Here is a 20,256-nt window from a genome sequence, read left to right as displayed (position 1 = left end):
CTTGGATAAATCGCTCGATTAGTAGCGATAATGTTCGGGCTTGAACGGGCCTTCCTGCGACACGCCGATGTAGTCGGCCTGTTCCTTGCTCAGCTCGGTCAGCCGCACATTGAGCTTGGCGAGGTGGAGCGCGGCGACCTCTTCGTCGAGGTGCTTGGGCAGCACGTGGACCGCGTTCTCGTATTCACCCGCCTTGGTGAACAGTTCGATCTGCGCGAGCACCTGGTTGGTGAAGCTGGCGCTCATCACGAAGCTGGGGTGACCGGTCGCGTTGCCGAGGTTCAGGAGGCGGCCCTTCGAGAGCAGCAGGATGCGCTTGCCATCGGGGAATTCGACCATGTCGACCTGCGGCTTGATCTCGGTCCACTTCATGTTGGCGAGGCCTTCGACCTGGATCTCGTTATCGAAGTGGCCGATGTTGCCGACGATCGCCATGTCCTTCATGGCGCGCATGTGATCGACGGTGATCACGTCCTTGTTGCCGGTGGTCGTGACGAAGATGTCGGCGCGCTTGGTCGCATCTTCCATGGTCACGACTTCGTAGCCGTCCATCGCCGCCTGCAGCGCGCAGATCGGGTCGATCTCGGTGACCATCACGCGCGCACCGGCACCGGCCAGCGAAGCTGCCGAGCCCTTGCCGACATCGCCGTAACCCGCGACGCAGGCGACCTTGCCCGCCATCATCACGTCGGTGCCGCGACGAATGCCGTCGACCAGCGATTCCTTGCAGCCGTACTTGTTGTCGAACTTCGACTTGGTGACGCTGTCGTTCACGTTGATCGCCGGGAACGGCAGCTTGCCTGCCTTCGACAGCTGGTAAAGGCGGTTCACGCCAGTGGTGGTTTCTTCCGAAACGCCGCGCACGGTTTCTACCGTCTTGGTCAGGTAGCCGGGCTTGCGCTCGACGAAGGCCTTGAGGGCGCGCTGCATTTCGCGCTCTTCCTCGTTGGTCGGCGCGGGCATTTCCTCGCCCGCTTCGATCCGTGCGCCCCACAGCGCGAACATGGTCGCATCGCCGCCATCGTCGAGGATCATGTTGCACGGCTCATCGCCCCAGTCGAAGATGTGGGCAACGTAGTCCCAGTATTCGGCCAGCGTTTCGCCCTTCACGGCGAACACCGGGATGCCCTGATCGGCGATCGCGGCGGCGGCGTGATCCTGCGTCGAATAGATGTTGCAGGTGGTCCAGCGCACGTCTGCGCCCAGCGCGACAAGCGTTTCGATGAGAACCGCGGTCTGGATCGTCATGTGCAGCGAACCGGCGATCTTCGCGCCCTTCAGGGGCTTGCTGTCGCCATACTGTTCGCGCAGCGCCATCAGGCCGGGCATTTCGGTTTCGGCGATCGCGATTTCCTTGCGGCCGTAGTCGGCCAGACCGATGTCTGCGATAATGTTTGCGGGGGTAGCCATGCATGCTCCTTGGGTCGTGATGGGCATACGCCGTGGCGGCGCAGGGAACCCGGGGGATATTTCAGCGGGCGATCGGGCCGGTGGCCAGTCGCTCCTTGCCCCGCCCCATATAAAGACTTCTTTATATGTGCAAGCGCCGAGGCGGCTCCACTTGCCACGGACGGTGCGGCACATCGGGTCGGTCGACGATTATCGGCGGGTTTGCGGGATAGATCGGGCGTGCGGTTCGTAGATCATTATAGAGGCCTTCGCTCTCTGGCGCAGCTTTCGTGTTGCTCCGGTAGGACAGTCAGGCCACAGGACGCGACACACCAACCAACCGGGACGACGACTATGAAGATTTCCGAAGGCGACAAGATTCCTCAGGTGAAGCTAACCAAGGCAACCGAAGGCGGGCCTGAGTCCGTCGATACGCGCGAGTTCTTCGCCGGGCGCAAGGTTGCGCTGTTCGCTGTTCCGGGGGCTTTCACGCCCACCTGTTCCGCCAAGCACCTTCCCGGATTCGCCGAAAAGGCCGACGAGCTGAAGGCCAAGGGCATCGACGAGATCGCGTGCATTTCTGTCAACGACGCATTCGTCATGGGCGCGTGGAAGAAGGCCGACGGCAGCGAAGACATCACCATGCTGGCCGACGGCAATGGCGAGTTCGCCGAAGCGATCGGCCTCACCATGGACGGCTCGGGCTTCGGCATGGGCAAGCGCAGCCAGCGCTACTCGATGATCGTCGACGACGGCGAAGTGCGCAAACTCAACGTCGAGCAGCCGGGCGACTTCAGCGTTTCGAGCGCGGAGCACATGCTCGGCCAGCTCTAGGCCCCGCTTATCCCAAAAGAGAGGGGCGCGCCTTCGCAATGAAGGCGCGCCCCTTTTTCGTGTCACGTAGCGACCGGGATCAGAGCTTGAACCCCACCGTCAGGAAGACTTCGCGTGGGTTGCCGTAGAACGTGGTCATCGTGCCTTCGCAACCCAGCGCCGGATAGTAGCCGCCGACAGGATAATTCCCGGCAGGGCACGTACCGGCGAGCGCTGTCTGCGTCGCAGGCGTTACCGTCAGAAGCGTACCAGTCGTCGGATCGGCCGCCAGATACGGATAACCCGAGGTCCTGTAGCGCTTGTCCAGCAGGTTCTTGCCATGCACGCCGACCGTGATCCGTCCGCCCGGCAGGGTATAGACGATATCGCCGTTCAGCAGCGCGTAGCCATTCTGGTCGAGGAAGGGATTGGGCACCTCGAACTGGAAGGTCTTGCCACGATAGCTGACCGTCGCACCGGCATAGAGATCGCCGTCGCCGACGGGGGCGTTGTAAGCCAGCGTTGCGCTGCCGGTCCACTCGGGCGTGTTCTGCACTTTGCGGAACTGCGCCACATCGGTCGGCGTGGCACCGATATTGGTGATGTACTCGTCGTACTGCGCATCGATGTAGCCCAGCATGCCCGAAAGGTTGAACCCGCCGCCCAGCCGGGCGCTGCCTTCGAACTCAACGCCCTTGAAGCTGGCCTTCCCGGCGTTGGTCACGGTACCGCAGAAGGTCGGGACACCGCTGACCACGCAGGCTTGCGAACCGGGGATCTGGACGTTCTTGTAGTCGGCATAGAAGGCCGCGATTGCCACGTTGACCCGGCCATCCGCGAGACTGCCCTTGTACCCAACCTCGTAGCTGTCGACCTCTTCGGGTTCGAAGCTGAGGAAGGCGGCGACCTCGTCGTCTGAAACGATCGAGTCGCTGTTGAGATCGGGCGCATTGGCGCCCACCCCGCGCGGATCAAACCCGCCGCCCTTGAAGCCCTTCGAATAGCTCGCATACAGGTTGTGATCGGGCGTCGGCATGAAGCTGATCGAGGCGCGCGGCGTGAACTTCTCGAAGTCGGCCGATCCCACAAAATCGGTGTCCGTACCGATCACCACCCCCCGCGTGCCGAAGGCGCCGGAACCACCGAAGATGAAGTTCTGCTTCGTGATGTCGGCATCGCGCCGATCCCAGGTGTAGCGCCCGCCGACCGACAGCGAAATCCGGTCGGCAAGGTCGATCGTCGCATCGGCGAAGACGGCATAGGTTTCCGTGTCGACCAGCGCCGCAGTGTACCCGGTGAGCTGCGGCAACAGGGTCGGCAGCGAGGTGTAGAGCCGGCTTTCGAACAGCGTGTCGGCCTGCGCATCGAGGTAATATGCACCGATCAGGCCGGTCAGCGGCCCGCCATTATCGTACAGGATCTGCAGTTCCTGGCTGAGCTGTTCGTTCCGGTAGATTCCCGGCACGTCGAAATCGACGGTGGCGAGTGCATCGAAATCGATGGGCGTGCTGCTGTCGTCCTTGCGCCACGCGGAGATGGAGCGGAACGTGAGCCCGGCGCCCATATCGATCTCACCCTGCATCGACAGGCCGTAGGATTCGACGTCCTGCGCCGGATCGACGAGCCCGCCGCGCGTATCGTAGACATTGTCGAGGACCGGAGCTCCGCCGATGAAGCTTGGGATTTCACGATGCCCGCCGCGCGGGTTGCTCTTATCCTTGGTGTAGTCGCCCTGGATGCGCAGGAACACCGGTTCGCCGTAGCCGCCCATTTCGACGCTGGCGCGGCCCGCCCAGATGTCCTTGTTGTAGTTTTCGGTCCCCAGCGTCAGGTTGTCGCCGAACCCGCCGCGCGAAAGCCTCGCCACCGAACCGCCGACACGTACGATGTCGTTGATGGGGGTGGACGCGGTCACGACGCCTTCGGCCAGATTATACGTGCCGTAGCTCGCCTTGGCCTTCAGCGCGGGCTCCTGCGGCAGACGGCGGGTGACATACTTGACCGCGCCGCCGATCGTGTTGCGGCCATAGAGCGTGCCCTGCGGCCCGCGCAGAACTTCGATCCGCTCGACATCGTAGATTTCCAGCACCGCCGCCTGCGGGCGGTTGAGGTAGACATCGTCGAGATAGATGCCCACGCCCTGCTCGAAGCCGGAAACCGGATCCTGCTGGCCGATCCCGCGAATAAAGGCGGAGAGGGTGGAGTTGGTCGCGCGACTTGGCTCGAGCGTCACGTTCGGCGTGTAATTGCCGATATCGGTAATATCGACCGCACCGCGCTCCTCCAGCTGCTGTCCGCTGAACGAAGAGACCGAGATTGGCACGTCGATCAGCCGTTCCTCGCGCCGACGGGCGGTGACCGTGATGAAGTTGCCTTCGCCCTCACCCGCAGCGTCCGCACTCGGCGCATCTTCGTCCACCACGACATCCTGTGCAGCGGCGGGCATTGCTGTGACCGCGGCCAGCCCCGCACCCGCCAACAGGCACGCACGCAGGCAGAATCCGCTCTTGTTGGAGCTACGCATGATCAAAATTCCCTCTCCATTCGTTCTTATTGGCCGTTCCATATTGAAACCTGAACCATGTTTCAAGTTACTGCTTGTAGGGAACACCCGGTTTCCATAAGCAGTGGCAATCATGGCACGCACGGACACTGACACGACGCCCGCCCCACCCGCCACAGAACGTGGGCGGCGCACGCGGCGCAAGCTCCTCGATGCAGCGACGGCGGAGTTTGGCGAACGGGGATTTCATGAGGCGTCGATCGCCTCCATCACCCAGCGCGCGGGCGTGGCGCTGGGCAGCTTTTACACATACTTCGGTAGCAAGGAGGCGATCTTCCGCGATCTGGTCCGCGACCTCAGCGATGGGGTACGCATGGCCGCAGCGCAGCGCCTCGCCGAGCGCGATATGGATGCCCTCGATACCGAGCGCGCCGCACTCGCCGCCTTCCTGGCCTTCGCGCGCGAGCACAAGGAAATCTACCGGATCATCGACGAGGCCGAATTCGTCGCGCCCGAAAGCTACCGCGCGCATTATGAAGAAGCGGCACAACGCATTCTCGGGCGCCTCCGTATCGGCGCGCAGGGCGGGCAGCTACGCGACGACCTGGAAGAAGCGCATGCATGGGCAATCATGGGAATGAACGTATTTCTCGGCCTGCGCTACGCCGTGTGGGCGCAGGAGGGAGACGCTCCGGACGAGGCTGAGCGCGCAGCGCAAGCGGCCAACTCGATCCTCGTCGAGGGGATTGGAAGCAAGAACTAGGCGGACAGCGCAGCGCCGCCCTGCCGTCGCCTAATGGCCCATGAGGCCCAGCACTTCCTCGCGGCTGCGCTCATCATCGCGGAATACGCCCATCATCCGGCTGGTGACCATGGTCACGCCCGGCGTGCGGACACCGCGCGCGGTCATGCAGGCATGGCTCGCCTCGATCACCACAGCCACCCCTTCGGGCTTCAGCTTGTCCCAGATGCACTGCGCGACCTCGGCGGTTAGCCTCTCCTGCACCTGCAGCCGGCGGGCATAACCATGCAGCACGCGCGCCAGCTTCGAGATGCCGACGACCGAGTCGGTCGGCAGGTACGCAATATGCGCGACGCCGATGATCGGCGCCATGTGGTGTTCGCAATGCGACTGGAACGGGATGTCCTTCAGCAGCACGATGTCGTTATAGCCGCCGACTTCCTCGAACACGCGATCGAGATGGACACCCGGGTCCTCTTCGTAGCCGACGCAATATTCCTTCCACGCGCGAGCGACGCGCGCAGGCGTATCGAGCAGCCCCTCGCGCGAGGGATCGTCGCCAGCCCATTCGATCAGCGTGCGAACGGCATTTTGCACCTCATCCGGCACAGGCGGCTTTCCGCGGGGATCATCCTCATCCGGTCCGACCAGACTACTCATTTCAGCAATTTCCTCTTTGCCGTGTCGCGCAAGCGTCTCAGGCGTCCGCCTTTGCCGAAAAGTCCGCCTTCCGCAAATGGTCGCAGGATGCCCGAGGGTCTTTCAGGGTCGAGCATCCCCGATTCCGCGAGCCATTCCTGGAATTCGCTTTTGGTGGGCGGGACATAGGGCCGCAGGCGCCGACGACCCGAAGACCCGAGCGCGGCGATCGCCCCCTGCATCGTCCCGTGCTCATCAAGCGCGGCCTGCATCTCCGCCTCGTCCACCCCGCAATGCTCGGCCAGCAGCGAGACCCGAATCTCGCGGATGCGCTCTTCCAGCCCGCGTCCGGCGTTATGCGGACGCGTTGCGTCGAGCACGGTGTCGCATTCGCTATCGAGGCCGAGCGAGCGGTTGTTGAGGTTGGCAGAACCGATCCTGAGAATCTCGTCGTCGACGATCATCAGCTTTGCATGAACGTAGATCGGGGTGTCGCCGGTATAGGGAACGTACAGTTCGAAGCGATCCTTCCCATCGGTCTCCTCGACCGCGGTGGAGATCAGATCGCGCGCATGATCCATCGCCTGCTGTTCGAGCCAGCCATCGGCATTTCGCGGATGAACCATCACGATCTCGGGCGGGTCCGCCTCGACCAGCCGCGCGGCGATCGCCTCGGCAATCTTGCGCGAGGTGAAATACTGGTTCTCTATGTAGATGAGCCGCTTTGCCCGCGCGATGTGGGCGAGGAACAGCTCCTCCACCTCGCACACCGCGGTCACTTCGCCATTGGCTGCGCGGGTCCGTGACAGGCCGATCTCGACATCCTCGAAACCTGTCTTGAGCTTCTCGGGCCACGGGCTCGCAGCCGGTGGCTCTGGCCGGGCGAGCGGATCGCCGCCGGCCAGCTGCCAGCGCGTATCGCACAGATCGAACAGTGCCCCCGCGATCGGCCCCTCCATCATGACGGTGATGTCATGCCACGGCCCATGGGTATTGCCGGGCCAGTTGGTTCTGCGCGGATCGTCTTCGAGGTGGTCGCGGGTATCCCACCTGTCGTAGGTCAGGTCGATACCGCCGCACACCGCCAGCTCGCGATCGAACACCGCGATCTTCTGATGATGGCTGCACGCTGGCGGATGGTGGCTGTCGAACCGGAAGCTTATGCCATCGACCATCCACATGCGCGCGATATCGTAGGCCATCCGCCCACGCTTGAAGAACTGGACCCATGACAGACCCCATTTGAGGATGCGGATGTCGAGCCCCTTGTGCTCCTTCACCAGCCAGGGGAGATAATCGCCCAGACGGCTGGGCCGCTTGGCATTCCCGTTCTCCCATTCCTCCCCGCGCATCAGCGAAATGCGCGTGTCGAAGTCCCATCCGATAAGCACGATCTGCTTGCGCGCATTGAACATCGCTGTGTGTACGTGCGCGAAGTAGTCCTCGCCATCGATGATGACGGTCATCTTTTCTGCGATGGCGTACCGCCAGATGCCTTTTTCGGCAGACGCATCTTCCCCCTTACCGGATGCTATCGCCCGGTCGAGTTCGTCGCTGCCCCCCTTGGTGGACACTATTCCTTGGCGTCTTCGCGGGCTTCGGGGGTCACTTCGGCATCATCCTTCTCTTGCGTTTTTCGCCGCTCAAACACCTGTGCCATGTGCTTCACATCCGCCTCGTCGAGGTACTTCTTGAAGTCGGGGAAGTGATCTTCCTCCTCCTCGTCGATATGATGGCGGTACTGGTGGTCGAAGCTCTTGAACTTCTGCAGCCAGCCACCTTCGGACATGTCGGTCGCGGCCAGATCGTTGAGTGCTTCGTCGATCTCGTGGTGTTCGGCAACCGAATGGCGCGTCTCGTCGGTCGTTTCGGGTTTTCGGAGCATCGTCGAATAGAGGGCCTGCTCCTCTGCGGCGGCGTGGCCCTTCAGTTCCTTGGTGAGTTCGGTGAACAAACGCTCGCGCTCAGGGCTGTCGCCGTGCGTTTCGAGCAATTGATCGAGCAGCTTGCGGTGACGGTCGTGATCCGCCTTCAATTCGTCGAAAATGTCCTGCGCGGTCGTCATAGCGTAGAATCCCTGTCTGGCTTCGCATTCTCAACAGCGCTCGTTTGTCCGGGTTCCGCACTTGCACAGGAGCAGGATCTACGGATGGGCTGGCGCGCCCTGCAGGATTCGAACCTGCGGCCTCAGGATTAGAAGTCCCGTGCTCTATCCAACTGAGCTAAGGGCGCGCACGCGAGACGCCCATAGCCATCTTTGCGCGTCGTCAAAACCGGGTTATGCGCAAGGCATGGGGGAAAGCGATCAGATGGGTGAACCTGTACGCTTCAAGCACTACGACCGCGTAATGGCGGCCTTTGTCGCTATCCTGCTGCTTTCCAACCTGATCGGCGCCTCAAAGCCAAGCTATGTCAACGTCCCGTTCTGGCCTGAAGGATGGTGGCCCGCACCCGAAGGTGTTTTCATATTCGGGGCCGGCGTCCTGTTCTTCCCGGTCAGCTATATCATCGGCGACGTGCTGACAGAGGTGTATGGCTACGCCCGGGCGCGCCGAGTGATCTGGACCGGGTTTGCCGCGCTCCTGTTCATGGCCTTCATGGCGTGGGCCGTGGTCTCGCTTCCCCCCGCCGCCGGGTGGGACGGGCAGGAGGCCTACGAAAAGGTCTTCGGTAACACCTGGCGGATCGTCGCGGCATCGATGATCGCCTTCTGGGTCGGCGAATTCGCCAATTCCTACGTGCTCGCGCGGATGAAGGTCTGGACGAAAGGCAAGGCGCTATGGACCCGCACGATCGGCTCGACGATCGTCGGGCAGGGGCTCGACAGCCTGATTTTCTATCCGCTCGCCTTCTATGGCCTCGCCGGATGGCCACCTGAACTTCTGTGGCAGGTCGTGCTCGGCCAATGGTTCATCAAGACCGCATGGGAAGCGGTGTTGACGCCCTTCACGTATCTCGTGGTCAATTGGCTCAAGCGTGCCGAGGGTATCGAGATTTTCGACACCGACACCGACTTCTCACCCTTTGCGCACGATAGAACGGCCGGTTAGCTACCCCTTGATGGGCTGGTCGATCAGCAGCGCTACCTCGCCCTTTTCGGGCAGCTTTTTCTCACCCATCACCCGCATCTTGGGCTCCAGCCCCAGGTGGTTCGCCAGCAACGCCAGATCGCGTTCCGCCGACTGCGAATAAAGCGCAGCATGACTCTTCGATATCGCGAGGACGAGCGACTTCTTTTCGCGCGTCAGGCGAGTCGCGTCGAGCGACCGTGCCGAGCCCGCGCCCAGCCTGCGCGCCAGACGCAGCCCCAGCCCCCACGTGATCGCTTCCTCGACCGCGTCCTTGCTCGCCAAAGCGGTTATCGTGTCGGGCAGGTCGAGCACGTTGGAGTTGGCGCAGATCGCCGCTGCCAGCATGGCGCGGCCTTCGGGTGAGATCGCAATCCAGCGCTTCTGGAAGGCCCAGTCGACACCTTGCGAAACCCGCAGGTTCGGCTCCGTCTGCATCGCCGCGAGACCCAGCATGATCGCCGCAAGCCGCAGCCGCTCCGCACCAGGACGCAGCGAGCTGACCGTTTCCACCGTCCAACCGGCAACCCGGGTCGCCTGCATGGGGGATGCGCTGCGGCTCTCGATGAACTCGACCACGCCCGCCAGCAGGGGATCCTGCGCCAGCTGATACTTGTCCAGCTGCCGCATCATCAGTCCTTCGCGCAGGCCCCACGCTGAAATGACAATCCGTTGCGGATCGTATTGCTTGAGCAACACATGGAGCAGCTGCACCGCATCGGGAAGGAACTCCGCACGGGAAGCCGCCACATTCGGGCTCGCCTTGATCTGCTCGACATCGGTCTTCGACAGCGTCTTGATCAGATCGGTGGCACGCTCGCGGTTCATGGTGAAGCCGTGGGGATCGGTGAGCGGGAAGCCCAGCTCGTCGCGAGCGAAAGCCGCCAGCGCCCGCCACGTGCCGCCCACCAGGTAAAGATCGCCCGCATCGCCGTCGGACGCAGGCATCGATGGCGCGTCCTTCGCGATCATCTTCTTCAGCTTGTCGCGCAGCTTGTCGCGATCTCCGCCGCCAATGCCTGGCAATCGCAGCGTGCCCGCAGGCAGGCTGCATCCTTCGCCCACTTCGCCATCGCCGACGGGAACCAGTTCCAGGCTGCCGCCGCCAAGATCCGCCACGATTCCCCGCGCTTCGGGAAATGCGCCGAGAACGCCTTCGCCGCTGATGGTCGCCTCGTCCTGCCCGCTCAGCAGGCGCGGTTCGAGGCCCAGCGACTTCACCCGCTTGAGGAACTGTTTGCCGTTCTCCGCATCGCGCACGGCGGCAGTGGCGACCGCATCGGCGCGGGTAATTTCAAGATCGGTCAATATCAGCGCAAAACGCTCAAGCGCGGCCATCGCAAGTGCGACCGATTCGTCTGCAAGCCGGCCGCTCTTGTCGATGTCGAGACCGAGGCGAGCGGTCACTTTCTCGTTGAACAGCGTCACCGGGGCACGTGGCGGGCCGCCGTAAATCACCAGCCTTACCGTGTTCGATCCGATATCGATGATCGCGCCGCGCGGCTCGGCGCCTGCGATGCGTCCGCGATCGTGCTTGTTCTTGCGTCCCATCAGGCTGCTCCTCGCGCAAATGCCAGCTTGGGCACATCGCCCGCTTCCAGCGCACCGCCGCGCCCGGATAGCGACGGATTGGTCATGAAATAGCGGTGGCAATTAAACGGTTTGCTACCGGGTTCCGACCGTTCGTACGTACCATCCGGCTGGAGAATCCAGCTTCGTTCGGTGTCGAGCAGGTTTGCCAGCAGCACCTGCTGCAGTACCTGATCGTGGACCGTCTGATTCTCTACCGGCACAAGCTGTTCGACGCGCCGATCGAGGTTGCGTTCCATCATGTCCGCGCTGGAGATATACACCCTCGTCTGCTTGCCGGGGATCGGCGCCCCGTTCGCGAACGCATAGATGCGGCTGTGTTCCAGGAAGCGCCCAATGATCGACTTCACGCGGATATTTTCGGACAGGCCCTGCACTCCGGGCCGCAGATTGCAGATGCCGCGAACGACCAGCTGGATTTCGACCCCCGCCTCGCTCGCCGCATAGAGCCGGTCGATCATCCCGGCGTCCGTCAGCTGGTTGAGCTTTGCCCAGATGCCCGACGGTTTGCCCTGCCGCGCAGCCTCCGCCTCCGCATCGATCCGTTCGTAGAGTTTTTCCCGAAGGTCGACCGGGCTTATACCGAGCATCTCGGTGCCGTGCGGTTCGACGTAACCGGTGACGAAATTGAACAGCTTGGCCGCATCGCGCCCGAACCGCGGATCGGCGGTGAAGTAGCTCAAATCGGTGTAAATCTTGGCTGTGATCGGGTGGTAATTGCCAGTGCCGAAATGACAGTAGGTGCGAAATCCGTCTTCCTCGCGCCGGACGACCATGGCGACCTTGGCATGGGTCTTCCAGTCGACGAAGCCGTAGATAACCTGCACCCCGGCACGTTCCAGCTTGTTCGCCCAGTAAAGGTTCTGTTCCTCGTCGAAGCGCGCCTTCAGCTCGACCACGGCGGTCACCGACTTGCCGTTCTCCGCCGCTTCGACCAGCGCCTCGATCACTTCGGATTGGGTGCCGGCCCGATATAGCGCCTGCTTGATCGCGACCACGTTGGGATCGGCAGCAGCCTGACGGATGAAATCCACCACCACGTCGAAGCTTTCGTACGGGTGGTGGACGACGATGTCCTTTTCCCGGATCGCTGCGAAACAATCGCCATCGTGTTCGCGAACCCGCTCGGGATAGCGCGGCGAATAGGCATCGAATTTGAGGTCGGGCCGATCTTCCTTCACGATGTCGGACAGACCCGACATGCCCAGCATACCGTCGATCTTCACGACGGATGCTCCGGGCGTCGCCAGCCTTTCGCGCAGCAGCGCCTCTGCCGTGGGGTCGAACTGCTCTTCCAGCTCCAGCTGGATCACCTGCCCACGCCGCCGCCGCTGAATCGCGCTGCGGAAGGTGCGCACCAGATCCTCCGCCTCTTCCTCGATTTCGATATCGCTGTCGCGCAACACCCGGAAGACGCCGCTGCCGCGCATTTCGAACCCGGGGAACAAGTGCTCGGCAAATCGGGTGATCAGGTTCTCGATCCCGATGTAGATCGCCTCGTCGCCCGGCACGCGCAGGAACCGGGGGAGCGCCGAAGGGATCAGCACCATTTCCACCAGTTCTTCGGTTTCGTTCGCCTTGATCTCCTGCCGGCGGACGGTGAACAGCACGCCCAACCCTTCGTTTGAGATGAAGGGAAACGGGTGACCCGGGTCGAGCGCCTGCGGGGTAATCACCGGCATGATCTCGTCGAGGAAATGCTGGCGCAGCCACTCGTGCGCCTCCTGCCCAATCCGGCGGTCGTCGGCCATGTGGATGCCTGAATCGGCCAGCATCTCGCGCAGGTCGCTGAAAATCTCCTGCTGCCGGCCACTCAGCGCACCCAGGCGCTCGCGCACTTCGGCAAGCTGCTGGGTCGGGGTGAGCCCGTCGATGGAGGGCTTTTCAATCCCGCGCTGGACCTGACCGACGAGGCCGGCGACCCGGATCATCATGAATTCGTCGAGATTGCTGCCCGAGATCGACAGGAAACGCAGCCGTTCGAGCAGCGGATAATCGGTGTTGCATGCCTCGGCGAGAACGCGATCGTTGAAGGCCAGCCAGCTCAATTCACGATTGAAGAATCGCGCACTGTGTTCGCGGCTCGCATTGGCGCTCAACGGGAATTCCATCGTGTCAGCTTTCGCCCCAACTGGCATCGCAAAGGTGTTCCGGCACCCGCAAGCGAGCGCGCGATCGGTGGCAGCCTCTAGCCATTGTGCGCGAGGCAGACCACCCCGCTTTTGGCCCCGGCGATCCTACCAGTCGCCCGATTTCAACAGATCCTGACTGCGCGCGATCTCGGCAATCCCGCGCTTTCCATCGGCCCCGCGCCCAAGCTGGACGATCACGTCGATCACGCTGGCGGCATAGGCGATGATATCGGGCCGGGTCAGGCCGATCCCGGTCTGCATGACCATCAGCGATAATTGTTCGAGAGCGCCAGCCAGAGAGTTGGCATGGACCGTCGAAAAACTGCCCGGATGCCCGGTGTTGATCGCACGCAGGAAGCTGACGCTCTCGGCGCCGCGCAACTCGCCGAGCACGATCCGGTCGGGACGAAGGCGGAGCGCGGCCTGCAACAGCTCGTTCGCCGTGACTTTCGCCTCGCCCAGCTCGCCCTTCACGGCGACCAGCCCCACGCCGTTCTCGCCTGGAAGTTTGAGTTCGGGCGTATCCTCGACCAGCACCACGCGCTGATCCTTCGGGATTTCGCCCAGCATCGCGTTGAGGAAGGTGGTCTTGCCGGTGCTGGTACCGCCGGAGATCAGGATGGTCTGCCGCTGGAGGATCGCCTCGCGCAGGAACGCGATCGGTTCAGCCTGCGGGTCGGGCATCGGCGGATGCGCGCGCTTTTGCAGTGGGCCGGTGTCGTAGGCGTCGAGCGGCAGGTCGAGCCGGCGGTGGCGGCGTATCGCCATCACCCAGTGCTTGCGGCTCGCGGGCGGGCCGCAGAATTGCACGCGCGCGCCATCGGGCAGCGTCGCGCCGAGCAGCGGATGTTCGCGGTTGATGCCCTGATGGCTGACCCGCGCGACCTGTTCGGCCAGGCGCTGGACGAGCACGTCGGTAATTGTGGGGGTTTCGATCCGCTGCATCCCGCCGGGCTGCGCTGCGTCTTCGATCCACACCTCGCCGGGCCGATTGACGATGATCTCGGTGACCGTGTCGCGGTCCAGCCATTCCCGGAACGGCGCGAGGTATGCTTCGAGATAGACGCTGCGTTCGCGCGCCTGCGCGGAGCGCGGCTCCGCGGTCTTCAGCGGCTGGACGTCGGCGCCCACGCGCTGCGGATCGGCCTCGGCCAAGGGCTCAGACCCCGGAAAAGTCGAGATCGCGCGCGGTGAAGACCCGGATCGGCTCGCCGGCGCGGACCCGCACCACAGGGCCCAGCTTGCCATCCTGTTCTGCCGCCGTGGCCGCCGCAGCCTGGCCGCCGCCCCCGATGATCAGCGACGCGCCGCCGCTGCCGATGGCCGAGAGGCCGCCGATTACGGAGAGCAGCATGGCGGAGCCGAACCGCTGGAAGAAGCGGCTGTCGACATCGCCGGGCAAACCCGTCTTCCCGTCGAACCCAACGCCTGGCGATTGCAGGTTCACGCTGACGCCATCGGGCCGGATCACGCGCGTCCAGATCACGTACGCGCGCTTCTGGCCCGCCTGAAGGCCCGACTGGTACTGGCCGATAAGACGGCTGGAGCGCGGGACCAGCACGTTCTTGCCATCGAAGCTCTTCACATCCTGGCTCACCACGGCACGCACGAAGCCGGGCACATCGGTGTCGATCGCAGTTTCGAGAACCGCAGGGATAAGGGTGCCCTCCGTCACCGTTGTTGCCGGATTGCTGAGCGGCTTGGCCTGCGCGGTCGTCCCGCCCACCCCGCCGACACGGCTCGCGAAATCGGCAGCCGAACCGCCGACGGAGACGTTGCCGCCCGGCGTCGTCGCGGCACCTTCCGGCAAGGCTGCCGTCGGCACGGATGCCACCGCCTTGCCGGTCGAATCGAACACCAGCGACGGGCTGTTGTACGGATTGCTGGCCACGCCCACCGCGACCCCAGGCGGATTGGCGTAGACCGGCTGCGGGGACGGATCGACGCGCACGACCGTTTGTTGCGGAGCGGCTACGGGAGAAGCGACCGTGGCCGGATCGACATTCACCTGAGCGGTATCGGTCGCGGGTGTCGGCTGCGCCTGCCCGGCGTCCCCAGCCTTATCGGAATCGAGACGTGCGCTGCTCATGCTCCATAGGGTCACGAGGCCCAATGCGGCGACGATCGCGATCCCTGCGACCATGCCCATCGTATCGCCGCCGCCCTTCTTCCGCGCGACTGCTGGAAAGGCACTTCGGCTGGCGAGATCGATGATCTCCGCGCTCTCGCTCTCGCGCGGATCATCGTCGCGTGCGGAGTCGCTGTCTACAGGGCCCTTCTTGGGCGGCATTTTCATCGCGAGGCGCATATCTTCGCTTCCCTTGTGTCGGCGTGCCTAGCGGCCGCCGTTGACCGGCCCGCTGGCCGCGGTCGCGCGGGCAGGACCATTGTTTACCAGTATGGCTTTTTCGCGACCCGAGCGCAGGATAATCTGCCTGGGGACGCCATCGACGATAACCGTATCGCCGCGCACGGTCGAATTGACCGGCCCTTCGTCGCCTTCGTAATTCTCGATCAGGATCGCCGGAACGGGGCGATCCTGCTCCCAACGCAGGTAGGTAGAACGGCCATCGTCGAACACCTCGTCGGGCTGGAGCGAACGCTCGCCCTGCGCCACCCATTTGAAATTGAGCATTGCCGGGTCGACCACCGCAAGCGGATCCTGCGCAGCCGCCAGTTCCAGCGAATTGGGCACCGCGGGCGCATCCTCGGCGAGCTGTTCGTCCTTTTCCTCTGGCGGAGGCTCGGGATAGGTAAAGCGCAGCACATACAGCGGCTTGGCACGCGGACTTGCGACCAGATCGAAGAGATAGGTGTGGCGATTGGTGACCACGGTCATGTTGGTCTTCGCGCTCGGTTCGAGCGGTTTGACGAACAAGAGGTTCGCGCGCTGGTTCGGGCTCACCTGCCACGCAGCGGAATCGCCGATCGCGACATTCTCTATCGCTTCATCGTCGCCGAACTGGATCATCGCCTGAACATCGGTCTTGCCCTGGACGAGGATCACCTCGTCGGGATCGTACATCCGTTCGACAAGTCGCGGATCATTGGCGAGCGAAGGGCTCGCGCCGAGCAGTGCGATACAGGCGAGCGCGGGCATAATCGCGCGGATCATTTCACTTTCTCCGTCTGGCGTGCAGGCGCAGCCTTGAAGCGGGAACCAAGCCCCGTGGTGCGCGATGCGGCCTTGCTAGTTTCGCCGCCCTGACCATTGCCTGAAGAGGTCGCGTAGACCTTCGTCACGCGGGCGCCGCCCGCTCCGGCGGATGCACCGCCGGAATCGTTGGCGGCCATCGGCGGGGTGGCGGCGACCACAGCGGTCCGGCGTGCGGCACTCGATTGCGCGGGCTGCGATCCGTTGGCCGAATTGTACACGCTTTGCACGGGAGGTGCAGGAGCGGCTGCGCTCGTGGAACGCCCGCTCCGCCCGCTGTCGCTATCGCTTCTGGCGAGGCCGAAGACCTGCCATCCGCCCACGACGGTGCCCATCACCTTCAGCACCATCACCATCAGCGCGACATGCACCGCGCCGATCATGAAGAATGCCATTGCGGCACGAGCGGGAATATCACCCGGCATCGCATTCAGGGCCGACAGGACGGGGATCGACATCTCAAGCATGATCGACCCGCCCAGCACCGCAAACAGCGGGGTCATCGCCATCATGGTGAGCCCCTTCAGCCAGCCCACGAAGAGCCCGCGTGTCCCGTCGAACAGCGCCAGCACCAGGAAGATCGGGCCGAGCGCCACCAGCAGCGCAAGCGCAATGCGCGCGGTCACCAACACGCCCACCGTGCCGAGCATGAACAGCAGCGCACCCATCCACATCATCCCTGCGGGGGAGAAGGTCTCGATATCCTCCTTCCCCTGCGATGCCTGCTGAACTGCAGTGAAGACCGTATCCACCTTCGTCGCAAAGGTCTGCGTCGCCGAGCCGTCGTCTCCGGTGAGAATTCCCGCGAGCCAGTCGGGGCCGAGGACGAAGATGTTCCAGAACACCGCCTGATAGGCGATCCAGCTGGTGACGAAGGTCAGCACCAGTCCGATGCGCAACATCTTCGGGGTCAGCGTGCTGACGCCGAGCGTGCTCCGCCCGGTGACGAGCTGGATCGCGAAGAACGCGACGTACAGCGTCAGCATGATGGTCAGCGCCGTGACAAGCGCGCCACCCGGGGCGAACAACCGCCCGAAGGTTGCCCCGGTGACTTCGGCGGCTACGCAATTGACCGCCTGCAGAGCGGCGGCGACACCGCCTGCGGCTTCGGACATCGCCAGTTGGCAGGTTCCGGAGGCGTTCATTCGGCAGCCTGCTTGAACGGCAGCAGCGCGCCTTCATCATCCGAAGGGCCGTCGCTCTTCTCGCCTGGCCACGCATGGCCGGTGAGCGCGGGGAACCAGTCTGCCGGATTGTCACCCACCGCTTCGCGCAGCAGATCGAGCCGGCGCACGCTGCTTTCCCGACCCGACAGGATCGTGAGGACTTCAGGCGCATTCGACAGGTCGAGCCGTACCACCACGCTCGCATCGGGCTGGCGGACCAGGAAGCAGCGGCTGTGCGCGGGCAGCGTGCGGATCAGCGCGAGTTCATGGCTCGTCAGGCCGAAGCCATCGCAATAATCCTCGGGCCGTGCGCGGCTGTTGGGCATGAACACCATCGTCGCGGTCTGCTCGACCAGCGCAGTGGAAATGCGGCTTTCCAGCGCATCGCGCGCGCTTTGCGTGGCGAACCCGACCAGCGCGTTGCGTTTCCGCAAAGTCTTGAGCCAGTCGCGAATGCGTGCGGCGAAGACCTCGTCGTCGAGCGCCTTCCAGCCCTCGTCGATCAGGATCATGGTCGGCTCGCCGTCGAGCCGCTCCTCGATCCGGTGGAACAGGTACATCATGGTCGGCGTGCGCAGGCGTGGGTTCTCAAGCAGCGCGGTCATGTCGAAGCCGAGTGTCTTGCGGTTCAGATCGAGCTCGTCGGTCTCGTTGTCGAACAGCCAGGCATATTCGCCGCCATGGATCCATGCGGAGAGGCGATCCGCGAGGTCGCCCGGTTCGGGGCGCCGCGTGCCGCTCAGCAGTTCGCGGAAATTGCGCAGGCGGCGCAGGCTCGCATCGTTCTCGTACGCCGCGTCGACTGCGTGGCTGACGGTCTGCAGTTCCTCGGGCCCCTCGGCCTTCAGCATCACGCCCAGCCAGTCGCGCAGGAAGGCGCGGTTGGCGGGCGTATCGGGCAGTGCGAGCGGATTGAACCCCGATGGTTCGCCCGCATAGATCCGGTCGTAGCGCCCGCCGATCCCGCGCACGAACAGCTCCGCGCCGCGATCCTTGTCGAACAGCACCGTGCGCGGATTGAACTTCTGCGCCTGCGCGGCGAGGAAGTTCATCACCACGGTCTTGCCCGACCCCGACGGCCCGATGACCGAGAAATTGCCCAGATCGCCATTGTGGAAGTTGAAGAAGAACGGCGTCGCGCTGGTGGTTTCCAGCAGCGTCACCGCTTCGCCCCAGTGGTTCCCATCGGCCTGGCCCAGCGCGAAACCGTGCAGCGAACCGAAGCTTGCCATATTGGCCGAGCTGATCATCGCGCGGCGCACGATATAGTGCTCGTTGCCGGGAAACTGCGCCCAGAACGCCGGCTCCAGATTGGTATCCTCGCGCACCACGATGGCGCCGGTATCCGCCAGCGCGGCGGAGCAGGCGGCGGTCGCGTCGTCGAGCCGCGGAAGCGTGCGTTCGCGCACAAGTACCGTCAGGTGGTGATCTCCGAAGCCGACCGCCCCGTTGCCCAGCGCATCGCGCGCCGCGAGCATGTCGGCGCGTTCGGCCTGCGCTTCCTCGTCGACCGAGCGTAGCCGCCGGATCGCGAGATCCATCCGCTCGCGTGCGGTGGTGCGTTCCGATGGCGCATAGCTTTCCGAAACGACCATTTCGTAGGGCAGCCTGAGCAAGCTATCGAGCAGGCCCGGGCTCGTCGCGTCGGGATAGTCCTTGAGGCTAAGGATCGAGGCGAAATCGGGCTCGCCACTGCCACGCAATTCCATTGCGTCGAGCCCGAAGCTGGCGCGCCGGTAGGGCAGGAAATGGCCGATGTCGCGATCCTCGGCGGGGCGGCGGACGGGCCGCATCTCGCCATTGTAGAGGGCCGACAGCAATTCGAGGATTTCGGAGTTTTCGAAGCCCTTCGGCCCGATATAGTTGCCCAGCAGCGCCGCGCCGTAAGGTTGTAGCGAGGCAACAAGGCCGGTCGCCGCAGCACGCAGGCTGCGCAAATCCTTCGGGTCGACCTCGACCGCGTCCTTCTTGCGCGCGTTGAGCGCCTTGCTCGCCTTTTCCACCCAGCCCGCCTTGCCGCGCGCGGGACGACGGATCAGCGTGACGAACTGGTCGTTGATGAACAGCGATCCCGAACCCAGCCGTTCCTTCCACCGCGCGTCGATATGGCGCGCGAGCGGGTCGGAAAATTCAGCGTCCAGCTCCACCTCGACCCGCCGCCGGATGACGTGGTGGTACATCACGAAGCGGCTGTCGAGCGTCGAGCGCAGCATCACCTCGCGCGTCGCGGCATGGGCGTTGAGAGCTTCAGTATCCTCGGTCTCGAACAGCAGGCCGGGCACCTGCAACGCGGTGAGAAGCGAGCCGTCGCGCAGCAGCAGCGTGTTCTCGTCTACGAGACGCGCATAGGGCAGCCGGTCGCCAACGCGGGCTTCCTTCGCGCTCCAGGCGGCGGCTCCTTTCCATTTGCTCATGCGTCGACCCTCCTAGGTCGGCTTGCTCTCAAGCCGCGTAGCTGTTGCAGCCCCACCGCTTGTAGTTCTTGATGCGCGGGCATTTGCTGACCTTGGTGATCCACAGGTCGAAAATGCGCGGTTCGCGCAGACAGGCGAAATATCCGATGCCGTGCATCACGACGGCGACCGGCAGTGCCAGCCAACTGCCGGTGATCAGGAACACCTCGGTCGTCACCCCGATGTTGATGATGAAATAGTTGAGCGTGACGCCCGCGAACATCTGCGGACGGGTCAGCGCGCGGTGGACCGGATGGCGGACAAGCTGATCCATGAGACGCGCTCCTCCCCTGCCCTAGCCTGCTGCGGCCTGGATGCCCGACACGATCGAGGCCGCGCCGAACAGGATGAACACGCCGATGATCACGGTCGCGCCGAAGCGCCAGTTCATCCGGCCGGTCAACATCATGAAGCCAACCGCCGCGACGGCCATCACCGCGACCATCGTCGCGACATTGCCCAGCAGCGTGCCTTGCAACCATGCCAGCGCATTGACGATCGGGCCCGAGCCCGCCGGGTCCTGCTGCTGCATCTGCGCCATCGCCGCGCTGGGCGAGAGAAGCGCGATCAACGCGGCAAGGCGAGTGGTCGATTTCATGTAATACCC

The 20,256-nt window shown here is 63.9% G+C and carries 17 protein-coding genes and 1 tRNA gene; 3 read left to right on the top strand and 15 right to left on the bottom strand.

The annotated features are described in order from the left end of the window. Positions 1-18: 18 nt before the first annotated feature. Positions 19-1,410 carry an adenosylhomocysteinase gene (gene ahcY / locus AAG591_RS02700; RefSeq protein ID WP_342529407.1) on the bottom strand — a complete coding sequence of 464 codons (1,392 nt, stop codon included), beginning with the start codon at positions 1,408-1,410 and terminating at the stop codon, positions 19-21. 333 nt (positions 1,411-1,743) lie between these two features. Between ahcY and AAG591_RS02695 the strand changes: the two genes are divergently transcribed. Then, positions 1,744-2,223 carry a peroxiredoxin gene (locus tag AAG591_RS02695; RefSeq protein ID WP_342529406.1) on the top strand — a complete coding sequence of 160 codons (480 nt, stop codon included), beginning with the start codon at positions 1,744-1,746 and terminating at the stop codon, positions 2,221-2,223. Between the two features lie 79 nt (positions 2,224-2,302). Here AAG591_RS02695 and AAG591_RS02690 read toward each other — a convergent pair whose 3' ends face one another. After that, on the bottom strand, positions 2,303-4,726 hold the full coding sequence (locus tag AAG591_RS02690) for a TonB-dependent receptor (RefSeq protein ID WP_342529404.1): 2,424 nt from the start codon (positions 4,724-4,726) through the stop codon (positions 2,303-2,305). Positions 4,727-4,838: 112 nt separating this feature from the next. Here AAG591_RS02690 and AAG591_RS02685 point away from each other — a divergent pair, with 112 nt between their 5' ends. Continuing rightward, positions 4,839-5,468: a TetR/AcrR family transcriptional regulator gene (locus AAG591_RS02685; protein ID WP_342529402.1), complete on the top strand. Its 630-nt coding sequence runs from the start codon at positions 4,839-4,841 to the stop codon at positions 5,466-5,468. Positions 5,469-5,498: 30 nt separating this feature from the next. Here AAG591_RS02685 and folE read toward each other — a convergent pair whose 3' ends face one another. The 4 genes from folE to AAG591_RS02665 all read right to left on the bottom strand — a co-directional run bounded on the left by folE (position 5,499) and on the right by AAG591_RS02665 (position 8,318). After that, complete coding sequence (gene folE / locus AAG591_RS02680) at positions 5,499-6,107, bottom strand: GTP cyclohydrolase I FolE (protein ID WP_342529401.1); 609 nt, start codon at positions 6,105-6,107, stop codon at positions 5,499-5,501. Continuing rightward, on the bottom strand, positions 6,104-7,660 hold the full coding sequence (locus AAG591_RS02675; protein WP_342529400.1) for a phospholipase D-like domain-containing protein: 1,557 nt from the start codon (positions 7,658-7,660) through the stop codon (positions 6,104-6,106). Before AAG591_RS02675 ends, folE begins: the two co-directional genes overlap by 4 nt. Continuing rightward, positions 7,660-8,151: a hemerythrin domain-containing protein gene (locus tag AAG591_RS02670; protein ID WP_342529399.1), complete on the bottom strand. Its 492-nt coding sequence runs from the start codon at positions 8,149-8,151 to the stop codon at positions 7,660-7,662. The genes AAG591_RS02675 and AAG591_RS02670 overlap by 1 nt, the downstream gene beginning before the upstream one ends. Before the next feature lie 90 nt (positions 8,152-8,241). Next, positions 8,242-8,318, bottom strand: a tRNA-Arg gene (locus AAG591_RS02665). Positions 8,319-8,395: 77 nt separating this feature from the next. Between AAG591_RS02665 and AAG591_RS02660 the strand changes: the two genes are divergently transcribed. After that, entirely contained in the window at positions 8,396-9,136 is a 741-nt protein-coding gene (locus AAG591_RS02660) for a queuosine precursor transporter (protein WP_342529398.1), read from the top strand. Here the strand turns inward: AAG591_RS02660 and AAG591_RS02655 are convergent, their stop codons facing one another. From AAG591_RS02655 to AAG591_RS02615, 9 genes are all read right to left on the bottom strand, one after another. Continuing rightward, positions 9,137-10,705 carry a Ppx/GppA phosphatase family protein gene (locus tag AAG591_RS02655; RefSeq protein ID WP_342529396.1) on the bottom strand — a complete coding sequence of 523 codons (1,569 nt, stop codon included), beginning with the start codon at positions 10,703-10,705 and terminating at the stop codon, positions 9,137-9,139. Then, positions 10,705-12,855, bottom strand: a complete 2,151-nt coding sequence (locus tag AAG591_RS02650) for an RNA degradosome polyphosphate kinase (RefSeq protein ID WP_342529395.1) — start codon at positions 12,853-12,855, stop codon at positions 10,705-10,707. Before AAG591_RS02650 ends, AAG591_RS02655 begins: the two co-directional genes overlap by 1 nt. A gap of 126 nt (positions 12,856-12,981) precedes the next feature. Further along, positions 12,982-14,007, bottom strand: coding sequence for a P-type DNA transfer ATPase VirB11 (gene virB11, locus AAG591_RS02645; protein WP_342529971.1), 1,026 nt, complete (start codon positions 14,005-14,007; stop codon positions 12,982-12,984). Between the two features lie 28 nt (positions 14,008-14,035). Beyond that, complete coding sequence (locus AAG591_RS02640) at positions 14,036-15,172, bottom strand: TraB/TrbI/VirB10 family type IV secretion system protein (protein WP_342529394.1); 1,137 nt, start codon at positions 15,170-15,172, stop codon at positions 14,036-14,038. A gap of 39 nt (positions 15,173-15,211) precedes the next feature. Further along, on the bottom strand, positions 15,212-15,991 hold the full coding sequence (locus AAG591_RS02635; RefSeq protein WP_342529393.1) for a TrbG/VirB9 family P-type conjugative transfer protein: 780 nt from the start codon (positions 15,989-15,991) through the stop codon (positions 15,212-15,214). Continuing rightward, positions 15,988-17,175 (bottom strand): TrbL/VirB6 family protein, encoded by a 1,188-nt coding sequence (locus tag AAG591_RS02630; protein WP_342529392.1) that lies wholly within the window; start codon positions 17,173-17,175, stop codon positions 15,988-15,990. The genes AAG591_RS02635 and AAG591_RS02630 overlap by 4 nt, the downstream gene beginning before the upstream one ends. Further along, positions 17,172-19,610, bottom strand: coding sequence for a VirB4 family type IV secretion/conjugal transfer ATPase (locus tag AAG591_RS02625; RefSeq protein ID WP_342529391.1), 2,439 nt, complete (start codon positions 19,608-19,610; stop codon positions 17,172-17,174). The genes AAG591_RS02630 and AAG591_RS02625 overlap by 4 nt, the downstream gene beginning before the upstream one ends. A 28-nt stretch (positions 19,611-19,638) precedes the next feature. Further along, the gene (locus AAG591_RS02620; protein ID WP_342529390.1) at positions 19,639-19,923 is read right to left on the bottom strand and encodes a VirB3 family type IV secretion system protein; all 285 of its coding nucleotides are present in this window, start codon (positions 19,921-19,923) and stop codon (positions 19,639-19,641) included. Between the two features lie 21 nt (positions 19,924-19,944). Continuing rightward, the gene (locus AAG591_RS02615) at positions 19,945-20,247 is read right to left on the bottom strand and encodes a TrbC/VirB2 family type IV secretion system protein (protein ID WP_342529389.1); all 303 of its coding nucleotides are present in this window, start codon (positions 20,245-20,247) and stop codon (positions 19,945-19,947) included. Between the last annotated feature and the right edge of the window lie 9 nt (positions 20,248-20,256).

The organism is Citromicrobium bathyomarinum (genome assembly GCF_038594485.1).
Lineage (GTDB): Bacteria > Pseudomonadota > Alphaproteobacteria > Sphingomonadales > Sphingomonadaceae > Alteriqipengyuania > Alteriqipengyuania bathyomarina_A.
Note: the sequence above shows the minus strand (reverse complement) of the source record. Positions and strands in the feature narration are given on the sequence as shown.